The sequence below is a fragment of the Pedococcus sp. P2_D7 genome, assembly GCF_056404295.1.
On record NZ_JBFUEH010000001.1, the window covers coordinates 683,961 to 705,029 of the forward strand.

Below are 21,069 nucleotides of genomic sequence, written 5' to 3' on the forward strand. Positions count from 1 at the left end.
TGGGTCGCTCCTTCGCGTCGCACGTCGTGCCGCGCTGTCGCGGCACGACCACAGCCTGCCCTATGCCCCGTGCCTGCGTGCACGGGACGTGGTTGGTCGATTCGGTGCCGGTCGGTACACCGACACCGTCGGCTCGCCGTCCAGCCAGAACCGCCACGGGTACGCCGCCGCGTCACCGCCTGCTCCCGACACCCCCACGCGCGGGCCGGTGCGGATGGCCCGGGCGGGCGTGGGGCGCGGGGCGGCGTGCAGCGCGACCGGGCCCGCCGGGGCGCACGCGTCGAGACCGGACTGCTCCCCACGCAGCCCGAGGGTGGTCGCGAGCCGGGCCGGCCCCCGCGCCCAGTCGCGTCGGGTCACCCCGGTGCGGCGGGCGGCGGCCACGTCCTCACCCGCCACGACCTCCCCGGCGCGCAGGAGGACTGCGCTGGCCTCCCCCTCCGGGCCACACACCAGGTTGGCGCACCAGTGCATGCCATAGGTGAAGTAGACGTAGAGGTGACCCGCGGCGCCGAACATGACCTCGGTGCGCGGCGTGGGGCCGCGAAAGGCGTGTGACCCCGGGTCGGCCGTCCCGGCATACGCCTCGACCTCGGTGAGCCGGAGCGTGACGCCCGCGTGCGAGATGGTGGCCCCGAGCAGCGCCGGAGCGACGTCGAGGACGTCCTCCGAGAAGAAGTCTCGCTCGAGCCGGTGGCCTAGCTCGACCGACGACGGATCTTGTTGCCCAGCCACACGACGGGATCGTAGTGACGGTCGACGACGCGCTCCTTCAGCGGGATCAGCGCGTTGTCGGTGATCTTGATGTGCTCGGGGCAGACCTCGGTGCAGCACTTGGTGATGTTGCAGTACCCGAGCCCGTGCTCCTCCTTGGCCGCGGGGCGGCGGTCGGCGGTGTCGAGAGGGTGCATGTCGAGCTCGGCCACCCGCATGAGGAATCGCGGTCCGGCGAAGTTGGTCTTGTTGTCCTCGTGGTCACGGACGACGTGGCAGACGTCCTGGCAGAGGAAGCACTCGATGCACTTGCGGAACTCCTGGCTGCGCTCCACGTCGACCTGCTGCATGCGGTAGTCGCCCGGCTGGAGGTCGGCAGGCGGGCTGAACGCCTGCACCTCGCGCGCCTTCTGGTAGTTGAAGGACACGTCGGTCACGAGGTCGCGCATCACGGGGAAGGTGCGCAGCGGCGTCACCGTGATGACCTGCTCCTCCGTGAACGTGCTCATCCGCGTCATGCAGAGCAGCCGTGGCTTGCCGTTGATCTCCGCACTGCAGGAGCCGCACTTGCCGGCCTTGCAGTTCCACCGGACCGCGAGGTCGGGGGTCTGCGTCGCCTGCAGCCGGTGGATGATGTCGAGGACGACCTCGCCCTCGTTGACCTCCACGGTGTAGTCCTCGAGACCGCCCCCCGAGGCGTCCCCGCGCCACACCTTGAACCTGGCGTCGTAGCTCATGACCGGTCGCTCCCGTCGGCGCTGCCCTGCTGGGCGGACGTGCCGCCCGCGTCCAAGCGGGACAGCTCTGGTGCGGTGAGGTACTTGGACAGCTCGGTGCGCTCGAACAGCTCGAGCAGGTCCTGGCGGATCTCGGGGACCGGCCGGCGCTCGAGCTGGACGGCGTCGGACCCGTCGAGCGTGCAGATCAGGTTGACCCCCCTCCACTCAGGGTCCATGCCGGGGAAGTCCTCGCGGGTGTGGCCGCCACGCGACTCCGTGCGCTCGAGGGCGGCCAGGGCGACGCAGCGGCAGACGGCGAGCATGTTGCGCAGGTCGAGGGCCAGGTGCCAGCCGGGGTTGAACTGCCGATGTCCTTCCACCCCAACGGATTTCGCACGCTCGTCGAGGTCGTCGAGCATGTCGAGTGCTTCGCGGACCTCGCCCTCCCGGCGGATGATCCCGACCAGGTCGTTCATCTTCTGCTGGAGCTCCTGGTGAAGCGAGTAGGGGTTCTCCGAGGCGTCGCGGAACGGCGCCAGGGCGGTCTCCGCCGCCTGGTCGACGTCTGCGTCCTGAATCGCGGGACGCGAATCACCAAGCGTTGCAATGTATTCGGATGCACCCACTCCGGCGCGGCGGCCGAAGACCAGCAGGTCGGAGAGGCTGTTGCCGCCGAGCCGGTTGGACCCGTGCATGCCCCCCGCGACCTCGCCCGCGGCATACAGGCCCGGCACGGAGGTGGCCGCGGTGTCGGCGTCGACCTCGACGCCACCCATCACGTAGTGGCAGGTGGGGCCGACCTCCATCGGCTCTGCCGTGATGTCGACGTCAGCCAGCTCCTTGAACTGGTGGTGCATCGACGGCAGCCGCCGCCGGATCTCCTCGGCCGGGAGCCGCGTCGACACGTCGAGGAAGACGCCGCCGTGCGGTGAGCTGCGCCCCTCCTTGACCTCGTTGTTGATGGCGCGGGCGACCTCGTCACGCGGCAGGAGCTCTGGGGGTCGCTTGTTGTTCTCGGGGTCCTTGTACCAGCGGTCCGCCTCCTCCTCGCTGTCGGCGTACTGGCCGCGGAAGACGTCGGGGACGTAGTCGAACATGAAGCGGTTGCCCTCGGAGTTGCGCAGCACTCCCCCGTCGCCGCGCACCGACTCGGTGACGAGGATGCCCTTGACCGACGGCGGCCAGACCATGCCCGTGGGGTGGAACTGGATGAACTCCATGTTGATGAGGGAGGCGCCCGCGCGCAGGGCCAGGGCGTGCCCGTCGCCGGTGTACTCCCAGGAGTTGCTGGTGACCTTGAAGGACTTGCCGATGCCACCCGTGGCCAGGATGACGGCCGGTGCGGAGAAGAGCACGAACCGGCCCGACTCCCGCCAGTAGCCGAACGCGCCGGCCACGGCGCCGTCGGCCTTGAGGATGTCGGTGATGGTCAGCTCGGCGAACACCTTGAGCCGGCCCTCGTAGTCGCCGGTCTCGCGGTGGTCCTCCTGCTGCAGGCTGACGATCTTCTGCTGGAGCGTGCGGATCAGCTCCAGGCCGGTGCGGTCACCGACGTGGGCGAGCCGCGGGTACTCGTGGCCACCGAAGTTGCGCTGGCTGATGCGGCCGTCGGGCGTGCGGTCGAAGAGCGCGCCGTAGGTCTCGAGCTCCCACACCCGCATGGGGGCCTCCTTGGCGTGCAGCTCGGCCATCCGCGGGTTGTTGAGGAACTTGCCCCCGCGCATGGTGTCGCGGAAGTGGGTCTGCCAGTTGTCCTTCTCGTTGGCGTTGCCCATCGAGGCAGCGATACCGCCCTCGGCCATCACGGTGTGGGCCTTGCCGAAGAGGCTCTTGCAGATGATCGCCGTCCGGAGCCCCTGCTCCCTCGCCTCGATCGCTGCACGCAGCCCGGCGCCACCCGCCCCGATGACGATGACGTCGTAGTCGTGCCTCTCGAGGTCGGTCACTCGCACTCCTTGGGTCTGTCGTGGCCCGTGGGCCGGTCACGTGGGCGGGGGGCTAGTTGATGATGCGGAAGTCGCCGATCGTGCCCGCCGAGACGAGGGCGATGTAGGCGTCGGTCACCACGAGGCTGCCGAGCGTCACCCACGCGAACAGCATGTGGCGGGCGTTGAGCTTTCCCACCAGGCCCCACGCCTTGTAGCGCAGCGGGTGCTTGCTGAAGTGGTTGAGCCGGCCGCCGACGATGTTGCGGCAGGAGTGGCAGCCGAGGGTGTAGCACCAGAGCAGCACGACGTTGGCCAGCAGGATGAGCGTGCCGAGACCGAGGCCGAAGCCACCGTCCTTGCCGCGGAACGCGTGCAGCACGTCGTAGGTGTTGATGAGGCTGATGACCACCGCCGCGTAGAAGAAGTAGCGGTGCAGGTTCTGCATGATCAGCGGGAACCGGGTCTCACCGGAGTACTCCCGGTGCGCCTCGGGCACCGCGCAGGCCGACGGCGAGTTCCAGAACGAGCGATAGTAGGCCTTGCGGTAGTAGTAGCAGGTGAGCCGGAAGAGTAGGAGGAACGGCAGCGTCAGCGCCGCGAAGGGGATGAGCGCCGGCCACTCCCCGAACGGCGTGCCGAAGTGGGTCGAGCCCGGCACGCAGGACGTCGACAGGCACGGCGAGTAGAACGGCGTCAGGTAGCCGTAGTCGGCGACGAAGTAGTCCTTCTGCAGGCTGGCCCGCACGAGGCCGTAGAGCAGCCAGGCCGAGAAGCAGACGAACGTGACGAAGGGCTGGAGCCACCAGCGGTCCTCGCGGAGGGTGCGCGCAGCGATGCGGGCCCGACCGGGGGCATGGACGCCTCCGCTGAAGGGGACGTTCGACACCTCAGTGGCCCCGGGAAGGGCCGACGCCCTCGTCCTCGGCATCGGACCACAGCGAGGGGTCGTACTCCTCGTCGGTGATGAAGACGATCTCGCCCGGCCCGCCGGCACGGTCCTGGGAGCCGACCCCGGCTCCGCGCGCCACGAGGTCGACGTCGTCGGCGAGGCGCACCACGTCGTCTCGCAGTCGTTGCACGTCGATGGTGTTGCCGAGCTCCTTCGAGAGCGCGGTCACTGCCCGTCGCAGCCCGGCCACGTGACCTGCAGCCGCTGTGAGGTCGTCGCTGACGCCCATGACACCGTCCCTTCGCAACGCGGATGCGGGTCGCCGGTGACCCGCATCACGAACCTATCGCGTGCTTCCCGAGATTTCTCGGAAGCGGACGGACGGGTATGCCGTCAGCGCACCCGGATCGGTGCGCCCGCCCAGGCGCGGGCCTCGGTGACCGTCGCGGCCACGCGGTCGCGCTGCTCCGCGACGCGGTCCGGGGCGGTGCCACCCCGGGCGTTGCGGGAGGCGAGCGAGCCCTGGACGCTCAGGACGTCGCGGACGCCGGGTGTGAGGTGCTCGGAGATGCCGGCGAGGTCGGCGTCGCTGAGGTCCCACAGCTCGATCCCACGGTCCTCGCACGCTCGCACGCAGGCTCCGGCGACCTCGTGGGCCACGCGGAACGGCACCCCCTCGCGCACCAGCCACTCGGCGATGTCGGTGGCCAGCGAGAAGCCTTGCGGCGCGAGCGAGGCCAGCCGCTCGGTGTCGAAGACCAGGGTGGCCACCATGCCGCTGAACGCCGGCAGCAGGACCTCGAGGGTGTCGACGGCGTCGAACACCGGCTCCTTGTCCTCCTGGAGGTCGCGGTTGTAGGCCAGCGGCAGGGCCTTGAGCGTCGTCAGGAGTCCGGTGAGGTCCCCGACGAGCCGGCCCGCCTTGCCCCGCGCGAGCTCGGCGACGTCCGGGTTCTTCTTCTGCGGCATGATGCTCGACCCGGTCGAGTAGGCGTCGTCGAGCGTGACGAACGAGAACTCCTTGGTCGCCCAGAGCACGACCTCCTCGGCGAGTCGTGAGATGTCGATCGCGGTCATGGCCGCGATGAAGGCGAACTCGGCCACGAAGTCCCGTGACGCGGTGCCGTCGATGGAGTTCTCGACCGACGTGGTGAACCCCAGGTCGGCGGCCACCGCCTCGGGGTCGAGCCCGAGGGACGAGCCCGCGAGGGCACCCGACCCGTAGGGAGAGACCGCCGCACGGACGTCCCAGTCCTGGAGCCGCTGGACGTCGCGCAGGAGCGGCCAGGCGTGGGCGAGCAGGTGGTGGGCGAGGAGCACCGGCTGGGCGTGTTGCAGGTGGGTGCGGCCGGGCATCGGCACGTCGGCGTGGCGGGTGGCCTGGTCGACGAGGGCGTCGACGACGTCGAGCACCAGGCCCGCGACTGAGCGGGCGTGGTCGCGCAGGTACATGCGGAAGAGCGTGGCGATCTGGTCGTTGCGTGAGCGACCGGCCCGCAGCCGCCCTCCGACGTCGGACCCGGCCCGCTCGATCAGGCCGCGCTCGAGGGCGGTGTGGACGTCCTCGTCGTCGTCACCGGGCAGGAAGGCCCCGGACGCGACGTCGTCGGAGAGCGCCGCCAGCCCGGCCAGCATCGCGTCGAGGTTCGCGTCGTCGAGCAGCCCGGCCGCGTGGAGCACCCGGGCGTGGGCGCGCGACCCGGCGATGTCGTACTGCGCCAGGCGCCAGTCGAAGTGGGTCGACTTGCTGAGCGCGGCGAGCGCGTCGGCCGGACCGCCTGCGAAGCGTCCGCCCCAGAGACTGACCTTCTCCTGGCTCCCATCTGGTGTCACAGCCGGGCTCACTCGTTCTCCTCGGTAGTCGGGCTGGCGCGGCCGAGCAGGTCGCCGGCGACCTTGCGGCTCGCGGCTGCGCCGGTGGTGATGACCATGATGGTGTCGTCGCCCGCGATGGTGCCGAGCACCCCGGTCAGTGCGGCGTGGTCGATGGCCGAGGCCAGGTAGTTCGCGGCGCCCGGTGGCGTGCGCAGCACGACCAGGTTGTGCGACGGCTCGGCGGTGACCAGCAGCTCCTCGCACACGCGTCGCAGCCTCGCGGTGAGCGCGGTGCCGTCCGGCGCCGGGCGGGCGGTGCGGTCACCGCCTTCTCCCGGCACGGCATACACGAGGGTGCGCCCGGAGCGCACCTTGACGGCGCCGATCTCGAGGAGGTCCCTCGACAACGTGGCCTGGGTGACGTCGATGCCGTCGTCGGCGAGGAGGTCGAGCAGCTCGTTCTGCGAGCGCACCTCGGTGCGCCCGAGGATCGCGACGATCCGCTGCTGGCGTCCGGTCCTGGTGGCGGCGATGCTCATCCGGCTCAGGCCCCCTCGAGGAGGAAGGACAGCAGCGCCTTCTGCGCGTGCAGGCGGTTCTCCGCCTCGTCCCACACGACCGACTGGGGTCCGTCGATGACCTCGGCCTCGACCTCGAAGCCGCGGTAGGCCGGCAGGCAGTGCAGGAAGATCGCGTCAGGAGCAGCCTTCGCCATGAGGGACTGGGTCACGGCGAACGGTGCGAACGGGCTCTGCGCTCCCTGGCGGTCCCCCTTCTCCCCCTCCATGCCCATCGAGACCCAGGTGTCGGTGACCACCACGTCGACGCCCTCGACCGCGGCGACGGGGTCGTCGGTCACGAGGACCGAGCCACCCTGCGTCGCCGCGAGCTCCCGGGCCCTGGCGAGGATCGCCGCCGCCGGCTGGTGGGCGGCGGGGGTGCCGATGCGCACGTGCATCCCGGCCAGCGCGCACCCCAGCAGGTAGGAGTGGGCCATGTTGTTGGCGCCGTCGCCGACGTAGCCGAGGGTGCGGCCGGCGAGGGTGCCCTTGTGCTCGAGCACGGTGAGGAGGTCGGCGAGGATCTGGCAGGGGTGGAAGTCATCCGTCAGGGCGTTCACGACGGGGACACCGGCATGCGCGGCCATCTCCTCGATCCGGTCCTGGCCGTAGGTGCGCCAGACGACCGCGGCCGACTGCGGGCCGAGGATGCGGGCCGTGTCGGCCACCGACTCGCGGGTGCCGATCTGCGCGAGGTTGCCGTCGACGACGAGCGGGTAGCCGCCCAGGGCGGTGATGGCCCCCGCGAAGGAGACCTGGGTGCGCAGGGTGGGCTTGTCGAACACGACGGAAACGGTGCGCGGACCCTCGAGCGGGCGCCGTGAGAAGGGCGCGGCCTTGAGCTCGACGGCGCGCCGCAGGACCAGGGCCTGCTCCTCGGCCGTCAGGTCGTCGTCGCGCAGGAAGTGTCGGAGGGTCATGACGCGTCCTCGGAGGTGGTCTCGTGGGGGGTGGCGGGGCTCGTGGTGCCGGCGCTCGTGGTGGGGGCGCTCGTGGTGCCGGCGCTGGCGGCGGCCGACGCCGCGTCGAGCAGAGCGGGCAGGGCGTGCACGAAGGAGTCGAGCTCCTCGGTGGTGACGACCAGCGGCGGGGCGAGCCGGAGCGCGTCCGGAGCCACCGGGTTGACGATGAAGCCGGCCTCGCGCGCGAGCGCGGCGACCTGGGCCGCTACGGGCTCGGTCAGGACGATGGCGCGGAGCAGCCCGGCCCCCCTCACCTCAGCCACCAGCGGGTGACCCAGGGCCGTCACCGAGTCGACCAGGTGCTGACCGGCCTCGGCGGCGTGGGCGAGCAGCCCCTGCTCCTCGATGGTGTCGAGCACCGCGAGGCCCGCCGCGGCGGCGAGGGGGTTGCCTCCGAACGTGCTGCCGTGCTGGCCGGCGGTGAGCAGCCCGGCGACCTCGGGGCCGAAGGCGACCAGGGCACCGATCGGCACTCCCCCGCCGAGCCCCTTGGCGAGCGTGATGGCGTCCGGCACGATCCCGGCCTGCTGGAAGGCGAACCACGTGCCGGTGCGGCCGATCCCCGTCTGGATCTCGTCGAGGACGAGCAGGGCGCCGTGCTGCTGCGTGAGCTGGCGGGCGAGCTGCAGGTATGCCGTGCCCGGGCTGAGCACGCCGGCCTCACCTTGCACCGGTTCGAGCACGACGGCAGCGGTCTCGGAGCTGACCGCTGAGCGCAGGGCGGCCTCGTCGCCGAAGGGGACGTGCGTGACGCCGGGGATGAGCGGTTCGAAGGGCTCGCGGTAGGCGAGCTTGTGGGTGAGCGCGAGGGCTCCGGTGGTGCGGCCGTGGAACGCGCCCTCGGCCGCGACGATGCCGCTGCGCCCGGTGCGACGGCTCAGCTTGATGGCGGCCTCGATGGCCTCGGCGCCGGAGTTGGCGAAGAAGACGGCCGAGCCCTGCGGAGCCCCGGCGAGCGCCACGAGCCGTTCGGCCAGCGCGATCTGGCCCTCGGAGGTGAACAGGTTCGAGACGTGGATCGCCTCACCGGCCTGCTTGCTGATGGCAGCGACCAGGGCCGGGTGACCGTGGCCGAGCGCGTTCACCGCGATGCCACCGACCAGGTCGAGGTAGCGGTTGCCGTCGACGTCCCACACGTGGCACCCGCTGCCGTGCGACAGCACCAGGGGTGGCAGCCCGAAGACCCCCATGACCGAACGCTGGTAGCGCTCCAGCAGCTCGTCGTTGCGCGCGCCCATCAGGACTCCTCGTCGGCGACGATCATGGTGCCGATCCCCTCGGAGGTGAAGACCTCGAGGAGCAGCGAGTGGGGTTGACGACCGTCGATCACGTGGGCCTGCGGCACTCCGCCCTGGACCGCCCGGATGCACGCCTCGAGCTTCGGGATCATGCCGGCGTCGACCCGCTCCAGCAGCTCCTGGGCACCCCCGACCGTCAGCGACGACAGCAGCGAGTCACGGTCGGGCCAGTCGGCGTAGACGCCCTCGACGTCGGTGAGCATCACCAGCTTGTGCGCCTTCAACGCCACCGCCAGCGCAGCGGCGGCGGTGTCAGCGTTGATGTTGAGGACCTGGCCGTCCACGTCGAGGTCGGGGGCGACCGTCGACACTACGGGGATCCGGCCGGCGTCGAGGATGTCCTGCACGGCTCCGGGGTTGACCGTCTCGACGTCACCGACCAGGCCGAGGTCGACCTCCTCACCGTCGATGTGGGTGCCGCGACGGCGGGCGCCGAACAGGGCGGCGTCCTCCCCCGACAACCCGACCGCGACCGGGCCGTGCTGGTTGAGCAGGCCGACGAGCTCCCGGCCCACCTGGCCGGTGAGTACCATGCGGACCACGTCCATCACCTCGGGGGTGGTCACCCGCAGGCCGCCGCGGAACTCGCTCTGCAGCCCGAGCCGGTCGAGCATGGCGGCGATCTGTGGGCCGCCACCGTGCACGACGACGGGGCGCAGGCCGGCATACCGGAGGAAGGCCACGTCCTGGGCGAAGGCGGCCTTGAGGTCGTCGTCCACCATCGCGTTGCCGCCGTACTTGACCACGACCAGCGCGCCCCGGAACTGCTCGAGCCACGGCAGCGCCTCGACGAGGGTCTGTGCCTTCCCCTGGGCGACCCGCAGCGCGGCCGCGCCGATGTGCCCGCGGACGGTGTTGGTCGACCGCCGCGCGGGTGCGGCGTCGGACGTGGTGACTGGAGTGCTCATGAGGAGTAGGCCGAGTTCTCGTGGACGTAGTCATGGGTGAGGTCGTTGGTCCAGACCGTGGCCGCTTCGCCGCCGGCGTGCAGGTCGACCACGACGTGCACCTCCCGCGGGGTCAGGTCGACCAGGCTGCGGTCCTCCCCGACTCCCCCGGCGCGGCAGACCTCGACCCCGTTGATGGAGACGTCGAGGGCCTGCGGGTCGAACTCGGCGCCGGTCGTGCCGACCGCGGCCAGCACCCGTCCCCAGTTGGGGTCGTTGCCGAAGACCGCGCACTTGAAGAGGTTGTTGCGCGCGATCGACCGGGCCACCTCGAGGGCGTCGACCTCCGAGGCTGCGGTGCGCACCTCGATGGCGATGTCGTGGTGGGCGCCCTCCGCGTCGGCGATGAGCTGGCGGGCCAGGCTCGCGCAGACCTCGGTCACGGCGTGCGTCAGCTGGTCGGCATCGACCGGCACCCCCGAGGCGCCGGACGCCAGCAGGACCACCGTGTCGTTGGTGGACTGGCAGCCGTCGGAGTCGATCCGGTCGAACGTCACCGCCGTGGCGGCTCGCAGGCTGTCGCTGAGCTGGTCTGCGTCGACGACGGCATCCGTGGTGACGACGACGAGCATCGTCGCGAGGGCCGGCGCGAGCATGCCCGCACCCTTGGCCATCCCGCCGACGGACCAGCCGTCGCGCTCGGCGACCGCCACCTTGTGGACGGTGTCCGTCGTCGTGATCGCGATGGCCGCGTCAGGCCCACCGTCGGCGGACAGCGCGGCGGCCGCGGACTTCACGCCGGCGAGCACCTTGTCCATCGGGAGCAGCTCGCCGATGAGGCCGGTCGAGCAGACCACCACGTCGTGCGAGGAGAGGCCGAGGAGCTCGGCGACCTTCTCTGCCGTCGCGTGCGTGTCGGCGAAGCCCTGAGCGCCGGTGCACGCGTTGGCCCCACCGGAGTTGAGGACGACCGCGTCGACCCGGCCGTCGAGCGACGACTGCCGCGACCACGTCACGGGTGCCGCCTCGACCCGGTTGCTGGTGAAGACCGCCGCAGCGTGGTGGTCGGGTCCGTCGTTGACCACCAGGGCGAGGTCAGGGTTGCCGCTCGCCTTGAGGCCGGCGGTGACCCCCGAGGCGCGGAAGCCGCGGGGCGTGGTCACGCTCACGAGGTCGCCCCACCGAGGCGGGCGGGAGCGGCGGTGTTGCCATCGCGCTTCCAGGTCGCCATCGCCTCGTCGGCGTGCTGGGCCTCGATGAGGATCCAGTCGGTGTCGTAGGTCGACAGGGCGAGGATGCTGATGCCTTGCTTGGCCAGTGGCTCGAGCAGGCCCGAGAGCACCCCCACCGTGGAGAAGTCGAGGGGTCCGGCGATCTCGAAGGCGACCAGCGGACCCTGCACCTTCGTGCCCGACGGCACCGACTCGTAGGCGCACACGATCGAGGTCTCGCTGTCGGTGTACGTGATCGAGGCGAGTGGCCCGGTCCGCCAGTCCCAGGCCGGCTCCTCACCAGCGGGCAGGCGGGCGAAGCCCACCTCCACCGCGTGCCTCATCAGGTGCAGGGGCAGGCTCATGGCGCCACCCCTGCCACCGGAAGTCCGGTCGTCTCGGCCAGGCCGAGCGCGAGGTTCATGCACTGCACCGCAGCACCTGCCGTTCCCTTGGTGAGGTTGTCGACCGCAGCGACCGCGACGACGCGCCCGGCGCGTTCGTCGACGGTGACCTGGACGTGGACGCTGTTGCTCCCGAGCACGCTGGCTGTCGACGGCCACTGGCCTTCGGGGAGCAGGTGGACGAAGGCTTCGTCGGCATAGGACTTCTCCCACGCCTCCCGTATGCCGCGTGCGTCGGCGGGTGCGTCGCCGTCGGCCGAGGACGGCCGCAGGCGGGCGGTGCAGGTGGCCAGGATGCCGCGGGGCATCGGGGCCAGGGTCGGCGTGAACGACACCTGCACGTCGGCCGCACCCGGACCGGCTGCCGCGGTGAGGTTCTGCTCGATCTCGGGGGTGTGCCGGTGGGTGCCGCCGACCCCGTAGGGGGACATCGCGCCCATCACCTCGGCGCCGAGCAGGTGGGGCTTCAGGGACTTCCCTGCGCCCGAGGTCCCGGACGCCGCCACGACGACGACATCGCGCGGGTCCAGCAGACCGGCGGCGAAGCCGGGCGCGAGCGCGAGCGAGACGGCCGTCGGGTAGCACCCGGGCACCGCGACCCTCCGGGTCCCCAGGAGTGCCTCACGCTGGCGGCCACCGCCCACGGGCAGCTCGGGCAGGCCGTAGGCCCACGCACCGGCATACGGGGTGTCGTAGAACGTGGTCCACGCCTGCTCGTCGCGCAGCCGGAAGTCGGCGCCGCAGTCGATGACTGTCACCGAGTCGGGCAGCTGGGCGGCCAGCGCGGCCGAGTGTCCGTGCGGGAGCGCGAGGAAGACGACGTCGTGACCGGCGAGGACCTCGAGGGTCGTGTCCTCGACCACGCGCTCTGCGAGCGGGGTGAGGTGTGGGTGCAGGTCGCCGAGGCGGCGGCCTGCGCTCGACCCCGCCGTCAACGCCCCGATCTCGACGTCGGGGTGGCCGAGCAGGAGCCGCAGGAGCTCTCCCCCGGCGTACCCGCTCGCTCCAGCGACTGCTGCCTTGACCATGTGCATAAACATACACGCTCATGCAGAATCATGCACACCGTCAGTCCCGTGCGCCGGGAACGACTGCTACGGCTCGATGCGCCGCGCCAGCCAGCGCCTCCCCCGCCGCACGAAGGTCGGGACAGCCGAGGTGGTGACGACCTGGTCGCCGATCCGCACGAAGCGCGCCATCTTCTGCCCCGCCGGGTGCCCCCAGTCGCCGAGGTACTCATATCTCCACGGCCCGAAGCTCGCGGCCCACTTGAGGTCGTCCGAGTAGTGCCAGAAGACGTTCTTCTCGTTGAAGAACGGCTTGTCCCGCTTCGAGGGGACCACCAGGTCGATGGGGGTCGACGCCGGTCGCATGAAGAACGTGGCGTAGAACGAGCCGCCCTCACGCATCGACGGCGCGAGGCGGTGCAGGCACAGCCGGATGTGGTTGAGGGACACGTGGGTGAACACCGACTGGGCGATGGCATAGTCGAACGGCACCCCGAAGTCGACGTCGAACCGGTCGTTGGCGCGCAGGTTCGCCACCGGCAGTCGCGCGCGCTGGTCGTCACTGAGCTCCACGTCGTAGCCCGCCTGGATCAGGCTGTGGTTGGCCTCCACGGCGTAGTAGTGCCCGGGGTCGAGGTAGTCGACGAAGTGGCGTCCGGCACGAAACGGTCCACACCCGATGTCGACCACCCGATGGTGCGGCAGCAGGCCCTGGCCGCGCAGGTAGGTCAGCTGGCGCTCGCCGTGGGTGCCCCAGATGCCGCCGATGAAGGCGCGGTGAGCTCCCGCGTCGATCTCCTCGGGCGTGAACTCACGACCCGAGTAGTCCGGCTGCTCGCCGGCGGTCTCCACGCGGTGTTCGATCGTGCCCATGGCGCCTCCTCGTCCGCCGCCACCCTAGTGGGATCCAGGTCAGGACACTCCGTAAAGACGTGGCCATGAACCTATGGTTTCTAGTCATGCCCATCTATGGTGCTGTGACGAAGTCACCCAAGAGGTGCTGACGAGCGGAGTGGAGGGCACAGTGCACCGTCACGTGGCGGCGCTGGCTGCTGTCGCGGCCTTGGTGGTGAGTGGTTGTGATCACGAGCAGAAACCACCGACGCCGAAGCTGTGCCGCGGACTGGTCGACGTCTCGGACTCCGCTGCGTTCGTGCAGTACAGCCTCAGGAAGGACCGGTACTGGGATGTCACCCTGGCGCTGCTCCAGAACCCCTGCGCCTACGCGGTCGACGTCGTAGGGGTGGAGGTCGGCGCAGCGATGGGGGCAACCGGACAGGGGGCGTCGGTTGCACCTCGACCCGATCAGGTCTTCGCCGCTGCAGCGGTGCCGCCGGTCGCCTTGCCTCCGCTGGAGCAGTTCCGGGTGCCCGCTGGCAGCACGGTTCAGGTCGTGGGGAGGTTTGCGGTGAGCGGCGGAGAACCGGTGCACGTCCCGACGGCGACCCTCACCTTCCGCGGTGGCGAACAGACCGGCACGATGACCCTGACGCCCCGGGTGTCACTCTGCACCTGCGGACCTCCCAGCTGAGGTCCCGAGGCCCGAACGCCATCCGAGGACGGCTCGATCAGGTCAGCGGGTCGTCGTCGCCCCAGCGCAGCAGGCCGAGCGTGCGGTCCGACTCGGCCAGGCCCTGGGCCGCCCGCGCCTTCAGCGACGCAGGGGTGTCGACCCCGGCCCGCACCATGCGGCCGTTCCACTCGTCGAGCTCGCCACGGGCGATCGCCAGCAGCAGCTCGGCCACCACGGCGGGCTCGGTCCACTCGGTGCGGTCCCGGTGCGCGTCCATCGCCTCGGTCATGTCGGTGCGCACGACCCCGGGCGCGAGGTCGAACGCCCGGACCCCGCGGTCGGCGTTGAGCCCGGTGGCGGCAGTCAGCCTGGCGAGCGCGCCCTTGCCCACGTTGTAGGCAGTCGCGATGTCGTAGTTGCGGTAGGCCGCCCCGGAGTTGATGTTGACGATGCGCCCCGAACCTGCAGCCACCATGTGCGGCAGCACCGCGCGCGTCATCAGGTAGGGACCCCGGAGGTTGACCTCGATGGTCTCCCACCACTGCTCGGGGTCGCTGTCCAACAGCCCGACCTCGCGGTCGATCACCCCAGCGTTGTTGACCAGCAGGTCGACCCGACCGTGGCGACCGATCACCTCGGCGACCCACCGCTCGACGGCTACGGGATCGGTGACGGGCGCGACCGCGCGCGAACCCCGCTCGACGGCATACCCGGCGTCCTCGAGGGCGGCGGCGAGGTGGTGACCGATGCCCCTCGAGGCACCGGTCACGACCGCGACGGGAGCCGTCACCGCTGGCTCGCGCCCGTGCGGGTCGCGGCTTCCTCGACGGCGCGGTCGCGCAGGGCACTGACCTCGTCGGTGGTGAGGGTGCGGTCGACGGCCCGGAAGGTGAGGCGGTACGCGAGCGACTTGCGGCCGTGGCCCACCTGCTCACCGCGGTAGACGTCGAACAGCACGACCGACTCCAGGCTCTCGCCTGCTCCCGCGCGCAGTGCCGCCTCCACGTCAGCCGCCGGGACCTGTTCGTCGACGACGAGCGCCACGTCGGTGTGCGCCAACGGATAGGTCGACAGGGCCCGCGCGTCCAGCGGGACGCCGGTGGCGGCCACGAGGACGTCGACGTCGAGCTCGCCCGCCACGGTGCGGGGCGGCAGCTCGAGCGCGCTGGTCACCTTGGGGTGCAGCTCACCGGCGTGGCCGACCAGCGTCCCGTCGGCGAGCGCCAGCTGGGCACACCGACCCGGGTGCCAGGGCGCCCGGTCGGCCGCACTGACCACGAGCTCGAGTCCGACCGACCGACCGACGGCCAGGGCCCACGCGACGGCGTCGGCGGCCTCGGCCTGCCGACCCGGTCCCCACGGACCGCCTCGCTCCACCTCACCGGCTGCCGCGTATGCCGCGTGGCGCGGCTGCGCGGGCACGGCACCGAGGATGGCAGCCAGGGTGGCGTCGTCCGGTCGGGTCTCGATACCGGGCACGGGCGCGCTGGTGGGCTCACTGCTGGCGCGCGTGACCAGACCGATCTCGTAGACGGCGACGTCGCGCGACCCGCGCGCGACGTTGCGACGCAGCGTGTCGAGCAGGGTGTCGAGCACCGACGTCCGCATCAGCGGCGCCTCGTCGGACAACGGGTTGACCAGCCGCACGGCCGCCCGACGCTCGTCGTCGGCCGGCAAGGCGAGCCGGTCGAAGAGCGACGGTGCGACGAAGGGGTAGCTCAGCACCTCGACGAGACCCTGGTGGGCCAACGTGGTGGCGATGACGCGACGGATCCGCTGGCTGTGGGTCAGCCCTCGCCCGGCCGCCTTCGGCTGCGGGAGGACCGACGGGATCTGGTCGTAGCCGCGCACCCGCGCGACCTCCTCGACCAGCTCGGGTCCGTTGGTCAGGTCAGGACGCCACGACGGTGGCAGCACCGCGACGTGGCCGCCGGCAGCGGGCTCGTCCGCCGCCTCCACGACCTCGCACCCGATGGCGCGCAGGGTCGAGAGGACCTCGGCCCGCGGGTACTCCAGCCCGATGTAGCGGCTGGGCAGTGACGTGTCGAAGTCGAACGGCTCCGCGGCGACCCGCAGGTCGACGTCGGTGACGCCCTCGTCGGCCGTGCCGCCGCCGTGGACGACGAGCAGGTCGACCGCGAGCTGTGCCGCGGCTGCGGTCACCGCGTGGTCGACCCCGCGCTCGAACCGCTTGGACGCCTCGGTGGTGAGCCGGTGGCGGCGCGACGAGCGGGCGACCGTGATCGGGTCGAAGTGGGCCGCCTCGATGAGGACGTTGGTCGTCGTGCCGGTGACCTCCGACGTCGCACCGCCCATGACGCCGGCGATGGCGAGCGGGGTGTCGGCGCCGTCGACGATCAGCAGGTCCTCGGGGTCGAGGCGCCGCGCGACGTCGTCGAGGGTCGTGAGCTGCTCCCCCGCCCGCGCCCGCCGGGTGCCGACCGACCCGGACAGCGTGTCGAGGTCGAAGGCGTGCAACGGCTGGCCGAGCAGCAGCATCACGTAGTTGGTGACGTCGACGGCCAGCGAGATCGGCCGCATCCCCACCTGGGTCAACCGCTTCTGCATCCAGCGCGGGCTGGCGGCCGTGACGTCGACGCCGCGGACCACCCTCGCCACGTAGCGGTCGCACCCGACTCGACCGCCGAGCGGGGCGTCGTCGGTGAGGTGCACGGCATACCCGTGGTCGTTGGCCTGCGGGACGACGAGGTCGGCGGCGGCGGCCGGGTCGTGGAAGGCCGCGCCCGTCGACAGCGCGTACTCGCGCGCGATGCCGCGCAACGAGAAGCAGTACCCGCGGTCGGGCGTGACGTTGACCTCGACGACCTCGTCGGCCAGGTCGAGCAGTGCGATGGCGTCGTCACCCGGCTTCAGGTCTGCCGCGACCTCCGCACCGAGCAGCTTGGTCAACACGATGATCCCGGAGTGGTCGTCACCGAGGCCGAGCTCGGCCTGGCTGCAGATCATGCCGTGGGAGACGTGGCCATAGGTCTTGCGCGCGGAGATCTCGAAGCCCCCGGGCAGCACCCCTCCGGGGAGGACGCAGACGACGAGGTCACCCACGCCGAAGTTGTGCGCCCCGCACACGATCTCCTGGGGCTTGCCCTCCGTGACCCGCTGGCCGTGCTCACCGACGTCGACGGTGCACCAGTTGATGGTCTTGCCGTTCTTCTGCGGCTCGGGCTCGACGGACAGCACCCGCCCGACGACGATGGGGCCGGAGATGTCGCCACCGTGCAGCCCCTCTTCCTCGAGGCCGACCCGCACGAGGGCGGCAGCGATGTCCTCACCGGTGGCGTCCGAAGGGACGTCGGCGAGCTCGCGCAGCCAGGACACGGGCGCGTGCATCAGATCTCCATTCCGAACTGCTGGGAGAAACGGACGTCTCCCTCGACGATGTCGTGCATGTCCCCGACGTTGTGGCGCAGCATGAGCGAGCGCTCGATGCCCAGGCCGAACGCGAAACCGGTGTAGCGGTCGGTGTCGACACCGGCCGCGCGCAGCACGCGCTGGTTGACCATGCCAGAGCCACCCAGCTCGATCCAGCCGGTGCCACCGCAGGTGCGGCAGCGTTCGCCGTCGAGCGAACCCGAGCCGCCGCAGATCCAGCACCGGCAGTCGATCTCGGCACTGGGCTCGGTGAACGGGAAGTAGTTGGGCCGCAGCCGCGTCACGATGCCCTCGCCGAACAGCCGCTGGACGAACGCCTCGAGGGTGCCCTTGAGGTGGGCCATGGTGATGCCCTCGTCGACGACCAGCCCCTCGAACTGGTGGAAGACCGGCGTGTGCGTGGCGTCGAGGTCGTCGGTGCGGAACACCTTGCCCGGGCACAGGACGTAGATCGGCGGCTCGCGGTCGAGCATCGTGCGGACCTGCACCGGTGAGGTGTGGGTACGCAGCACCAGCCCGGAGCCGGCCGGCTCGACGAAGAAGGTGTCCTGCTCCTGGCGGGCGGGGTGGTCCGCGGGGATGTTGAGGGCGTCGAAGGTCAGCCACTCCGACTCGACCTCGGGACCCTCCGCGATCTCCCAGCCCATCGAGACGAAGATGTCCTCGACCCGCTCGGAGACCAGGCTGATCGGGTGTCTCGCCCCCAGCGGCCGTCGCGGGACGCGCACCGTGAGGTCGACCGTCTCCTCGACGAGGATGCGGCGGTCCCGGTCGGCCTCGAGCTCGGCCTGACGGGCGGCCAGCGCCTGGGACACCTGCCCTCGTGCCTGGCCGACCCGCTTGCCGGCCTCGGCCTTCGCGCTCGGCGGCAGGGCGCCGATCTCGCGGTTGGCCAGCGCGAGCGGGCTCTTCTCCCCCTGGTGGGCCAGCCGGGCGGCCTTGAGCTCGTCGAGCGTGGCGGCCGCGGCGATCGCCTGCTGGGCGTCGGACACGGCCCGGTCGACCTCGGCGGGGTCGAGCGCGGCCACCTCGACGGGGTCGTACTGCTTGTTCGGTCCTGACATCTCTTCCACTCTGCTCGTCTGCTCGTCGGCTCGGCACACTGGCGGCACCGCAGGCGGCGGGCCCACCGGAGGCGGTGCGTCGAAAGTCTATGGGCCGCCGGCCTGCGTCCCGGGGTCCGGGTTCAGCCTTCGGGGGCGAGCGCCGGGTGCGAGAGGTATGCCGCGGGTGCGGCGTGGTGACGCGCGCAGAGGCGTCGCCGAGTGGCCCTCAGTGCAGCGGTGCGACCGCGCCCGAAGGCACGGTAAATCGCTCCAGCTCGCTGCTCACGCCGCCAGCCTGACCGTGTCCGCCTGAACGGCGCAACCCGGTTTCACCGGATGGGCGGCTCAGGAGAGGTAGTCGGGCGGCTCGGACGGCAGGCTGATCCGGAACTGCGCGCCACCGGCGTGGCCGTCCTCCACCTGGACCCGTCCGCCGTGCGCTTCGACCAGTCCCTTGACGACGTAGAGCCCGAGCCCGGTGCTGCCCCGCCCGGAGCCGTGCCAGAACCGGCTGAACACGAGGTGGCGGTGGTCGGAGGCGATGCCCTTGCCCTGGTCGGCGACCAGCAGGTCGACGCCGGCGGCGTGGTGGCCCTTGGCCTCGAGCGCGGCCTGCCCGTCGTCGGAGGAGCGCTGGGCCGCGAGGGTGACCACCCCCTCCCCGTGGCGGAAGGCGTTCTCGATGAGGTTCGACAGGATCTGGTCGAGCCGGTCGGGGTCGGCCCAGACCTCGGGCATCTCGTCGGAGACGTCGATCGCGAACCGGTCGCGTTCGAGCCCGCTGGCCACCGCCCGCTCGACGTGCCGGTGGAAGACGGCCGAGACGTCGATCGGCAGGGGGCGGATCTGGAGCCGCCCGGAGTCGATCCGCGAGACGTCCAACAGCTCGGTGATCAACCGGGTGACACGGTCGGCGTCGGCCTCGATGGTCTCCAGCATCAGCCGCTTCTGGTCGTCGGTGAAGCGGTCCCACCTGCGCAGCAGCGTGGACGAGAAGCCCTTGACCGACGTGAGCGGCGATCGCAGCTCGTGGGCGACCGTCGAGATCACGGCGGCGTTCTCGGCCTCGGCGCGTCGGCGGTAGGTCGCGTCGCGCATGAGGATGTTGACCCGGTTCACCGGCTGGCTGCGCCCGGGCCGCAGGTACTTGGCGGTGACCAGCACCTCACGACCGTTGTGCCGGAGCATGAGGAGCTTCTCGCGGTGACCAGTGCGGATCAGCAGCCCACCCCACGGGTTGGTGACGGTCCACCAGGACGAGCCGTCGCTGTCCTGGAGATCGACCGCCTCGCGGATGTCAGCACCGACGAGCTCCTCCCGAGGACGCCCGAGGATGCGGGTCGCACGAGTGTTCACGAACAGGATGCGACCGTCGCCATCCGCAGCGACCAGGCCGTCCGGGATCAGCTCGGCGGCAACACCGGCGGACTCGTTGTCCATCAGCATGCCGGGCTGGAAGTCCATGCCGCCGACCTTAACGGTTGTGTGCTGCCGCAGACGCGTAGAGGCACACCGTGGCGGCCATGGCGAGGTTGAGCGACTCGGCCTTGCCGTAGATCGGGACGCGGACGACCTCGTCGCACAGGTCGCGCACCTCGGGCGCCAGGCCCCAGGCCTCGTTCCCCATCACCCAGGCGTGGGCCGGTGCCAGGTCGACGTCGGGCAGCAGGACCGCGCCCGCTCCGTCGGCCGCGAGGACCCTGATCCCGGCCGCTCGAAGACGGCTCACGGTCTCGTCGGTCGGCAGGCCGGTCACCAGCGGCAGGTGGAACAGCGAGCCGGCTGTCGACCGCACCACCTTGGGCGAGTGCACGTCGACCGACGCGTCGCTCACGAGCACCGCGTCGGCACCGGCTGCGTCGGCGCCGCGGATGACCGTGCCCGCGTTGCCCGGGTCGCGCACGTTGGTGAGCAGCACCAGCAGGCGAGGCCCGGTCGCGAGCACCTCGTCGAGGGTGGCGGTCGTCGTGGTGCAGACCGCCGCCAGCCCCTGTGGGGTGGGCGTGTCGCACATCGCGGCGAGCACCTCGTCGCTGACCTCGTGCAGGTAGAGCCCGGCCTGGGTCGCCGCCTCGACGATGTCGGCATGGCGGGTCCACGCCTGCCCCGTGAGGTAGAGGTCCACGACCCGCTCGGGGTGGTGGAGGACCGCCTCACGCACCGACTGCGGCCCCTCCGCGAGGAACCGTCCGGTCCGCAGACGCACTGAGCGCCGGGACAGTGCCTTCACCGACTTCACCCGCTCGGCCCCTGGGTTGGTCATCACAGACCTGCTGAACAGAGGTGGCTCGCGGTGGGTCGGCGGGGGCATGTCCCGGCGCTCGGAGTTGCTTGGTCGATCAGGCCGACGCGGCCGCGGTCTCCGTGGTCGCCGGCACGTTCGCGCGGGCGATCTCGACGAGGGCGCTGAAGGCAGCCTCGTCGCTGACGGCGAGCTCGGCCAGCATGCGACGGTCGACCTCGATCTCCGCGGCCTTGAGGCCCTGGATGAACCGGTTGTAGGTCATGCCATTCGCGCGGGCCCCGGCGTTGATGCGCTGGATCCACAGGCGACGGAAGTCACCCTTGCGGGCGCGACGGTCACGGTAGGCGTACCCGAGGGAGTGGGTGACCTGCTCCTTGGCCTTGCGGTAGAGCCGCGAACGCTGTCCGCGGTAACCGCTGGCGCGCTCGAGGACGACCCGGCGCTTCTTCTGGGCGTTGACCGCCCGCTTCACGCGTGCCAC

At 71.3% G+C, this 21,069-nt stretch carries 21 protein-coding genes; 1 reads left to right on the plus strand and 20 read right to left on the minus strand.

The window, feature by feature from the left end:
• Positions 1 to 60 precede the first annotated feature (60 nt).
• The 14 genes from AC1DWJ_RS03260 to AC1DWJ_RS03325 form a co-directional block, all read right to left on the minus strand.
• Positions 61 to 735, minus strand: a complete 675-nt coding sequence (locus tag AC1DWJ_RS03260) for a DNA-3-methyladenine glycosylase (RefSeq protein WP_457255557.1) — start codon at positions 733 to 735, stop codon at positions 61 to 63.
• Positions 699 to 1,451, minus strand: a complete 753-nt coding sequence (locus AC1DWJ_RS03265; RefSeq protein WP_457255558.1) for a succinate dehydrogenase/fumarate reductase iron-sulfur subunit — start codon at positions 1,449 to 1,451, stop codon at positions 699 to 701. The genes AC1DWJ_RS03260 and AC1DWJ_RS03265 overlap by 37 nt, the downstream gene beginning before the upstream one ends.
• On the minus strand, positions 1,448 to 3,379 hold the full coding sequence (locus AC1DWJ_RS03270) for a fumarate reductase/succinate dehydrogenase flavoprotein subunit (protein WP_457255559.1): 1,932 nt from the start codon (positions 3,377 to 3,379) through the stop codon (positions 1,448 to 1,450). Before AC1DWJ_RS03270 ends, AC1DWJ_RS03265 begins: the two co-directional genes overlap by 4 nt.
• A gap of 52 nt (positions 3,380 to 3,431) precedes the next feature.
• Positions 3,432 to 4,247 (minus strand): hypothetical protein, encoded by an 816-nt coding sequence (locus tag AC1DWJ_RS03275; RefSeq protein WP_457255560.1) that lies wholly within the window; start codon positions 4,245 to 4,247, stop codon positions 3,432 to 3,434.
• Position 4,248: 1 nt separating this feature from the next.
• Positions 4,249 to 4,539, minus strand: a complete 291-nt coding sequence (locus AC1DWJ_RS03280) for a hypothetical protein (protein ID WP_457255561.1) — start codon at positions 4,537 to 4,539, stop codon at positions 4,249 to 4,251.
• A 104-nt stretch (positions 4,540 to 4,643) separates the two neighbouring features.
• Entirely contained in the window at positions 4,644 to 6,095 is a 1,452-nt protein-coding gene (argH, locus tag AC1DWJ_RS03285) for an argininosuccinate lyase (RefSeq protein WP_457255562.1), read from the minus strand.
• Positions 6,092 to 6,604 (minus strand): arginine repressor, encoded by a 513-nt coding sequence (locus AC1DWJ_RS03290; RefSeq protein WP_457255563.1) that lies wholly within the window; start codon positions 6,602 to 6,604, stop codon positions 6,092 to 6,094. The genes argH and AC1DWJ_RS03290 overlap by 4 nt, the downstream gene beginning before the upstream one ends.
• 5 nt (positions 6,605 to 6,609) lie before the next feature.
• Positions 6,610 to 7,545, minus strand: coding sequence for an ornithine carbamoyltransferase (argF, locus tag AC1DWJ_RS03295; protein WP_457255564.1), 936 nt, complete (start codon positions 7,543 to 7,545; stop codon positions 6,610 to 6,612).
• On the minus strand, positions 7,542 to 8,825 hold the full coding sequence (locus tag AC1DWJ_RS03300; RefSeq protein WP_477619958.1) for an acetylornithine transaminase: 1,284 nt from the start codon (positions 8,823 to 8,825) through the stop codon (positions 7,542 to 7,544). Before AC1DWJ_RS03300 ends, argF begins: the two co-directional genes overlap by 4 nt.
• A complete protein-coding gene (argB, locus tag AC1DWJ_RS03305) occupies positions 8,825 to 9,793 on the minus strand; it encodes an acetylglutamate kinase (protein ID WP_457255566.1) in 969 nt (322 codons plus the stop codon). The genes AC1DWJ_RS03300 and argB overlap by 1 nt, the downstream gene beginning before the upstream one ends.
• The gene (gene argJ, locus AC1DWJ_RS03310; protein WP_457255567.1) at positions 9,790 to 10,941 is read right to left on the minus strand and encodes a bifunctional glutamate N-acetyltransferase/amino-acid acetyltransferase ArgJ; all 1,152 of its coding nucleotides are present in this window, start codon (positions 10,939 to 10,941) and stop codon (positions 9,790 to 9,792) included. Before argJ ends, argB begins: the two co-directional genes overlap by 4 nt.
• On the minus strand, positions 10,938 to 11,348 hold the full coding sequence (locus AC1DWJ_RS03315; protein WP_457255568.1) for an ACT domain-containing protein: 411 nt from the start codon (positions 11,346 to 11,348) through the stop codon (positions 10,938 to 10,940). The genes argJ and AC1DWJ_RS03315 overlap by 4 nt, the downstream gene beginning before the upstream one ends.
• Positions 11,345 to 12,415 (minus strand): N-acetyl-gamma-glutamyl-phosphate reductase, encoded by a 1,071-nt coding sequence (gene argC / locus AC1DWJ_RS03320; protein WP_457255569.1) that lies wholly within the window; start codon positions 12,413 to 12,415, stop codon positions 11,345 to 11,347. The genes AC1DWJ_RS03315 and argC overlap by 4 nt, the downstream gene beginning before the upstream one ends.
• Before the next feature lie 66 nt (positions 12,416 to 12,481).
• Positions 12,482 to 13,267, minus strand: coding sequence for a class I SAM-dependent methyltransferase (locus AC1DWJ_RS03325; protein WP_457255570.1), 786 nt, complete (start codon positions 13,265 to 13,267; stop codon positions 12,482 to 12,484).
• Between the two features lie 151 nt (positions 13,268 to 13,418).
• Between AC1DWJ_RS03325 and AC1DWJ_RS03330 the strand changes: the two genes are divergently transcribed.
• Positions 13,419 to 13,925, plus strand: coding sequence for a hypothetical protein (locus AC1DWJ_RS03330; RefSeq protein WP_457255571.1), 507 nt, complete (start codon positions 13,419 to 13,421; stop codon positions 13,923 to 13,925).
• Between the two features lie 37 nt (positions 13,926 to 13,962).
• Here AC1DWJ_RS03330 and AC1DWJ_RS03335 read toward each other — a convergent pair whose 3' ends face one another.
• From AC1DWJ_RS03335 to rplT, 6 genes are all read right to left on the minus strand, one after another.
• Positions 13,963 to 14,697 carry an SDR family NAD(P)-dependent oxidoreductase gene (locus tag AC1DWJ_RS03335; protein WP_477619959.1) on the minus strand — a complete coding sequence of 245 codons (735 nt, stop codon included), beginning with the start codon at positions 14,695 to 14,697 and terminating at the stop codon, positions 13,963 to 13,965.
• Entirely contained in the window at positions 14,694 to 17,255 is a 2,562-nt protein-coding gene (gene pheT / locus AC1DWJ_RS03340) for a phenylalanine--tRNA ligase subunit beta (RefSeq protein ID WP_477619961.1), read from the minus strand. Before pheT ends, AC1DWJ_RS03335 begins: the two co-directional genes overlap by 4 nt.
• Positions 17,255 to 18,361, minus strand: coding sequence for a phenylalanine--tRNA ligase subunit alpha (gene pheS, locus AC1DWJ_RS03345; protein ID WP_477619962.1), 1,107 nt, complete (start codon positions 18,359 to 18,361; stop codon positions 17,255 to 17,257). The genes pheT and pheS overlap by 1 nt, the downstream gene beginning before the upstream one ends.
• A gap of 327 nt (positions 18,362 to 18,688) precedes the next feature.
• The gene (locus tag AC1DWJ_RS03350; protein WP_457255575.1) at positions 18,689 to 19,807 is read right to left on the minus strand and encodes a sensor histidine kinase; all 1,119 of its coding nucleotides are present in this window, start codon (positions 19,805 to 19,807) and stop codon (positions 18,689 to 18,691) included.
• Positions 19,808 to 19,817: 10 nt separating this feature from the next.
• Positions 19,818 to 20,609 carry a TrmH family RNA methyltransferase gene (locus AC1DWJ_RS03355; protein WP_477619963.1) on the minus strand — a complete coding sequence of 264 codons (792 nt, stop codon included), beginning with the start codon at positions 20,607 to 20,609 and terminating at the stop codon, positions 19,818 to 19,820.
• Between the two features lie 73 nt (positions 20,610 to 20,682).
• Positions 20,683 to 21,069, minus strand: a complete 387-nt coding sequence (rplT, locus tag AC1DWJ_RS03360) for a 50S ribosomal protein L20 (protein WP_457255577.1) — start codon at positions 21,067 to 21,069, stop codon at positions 20,683 to 20,685.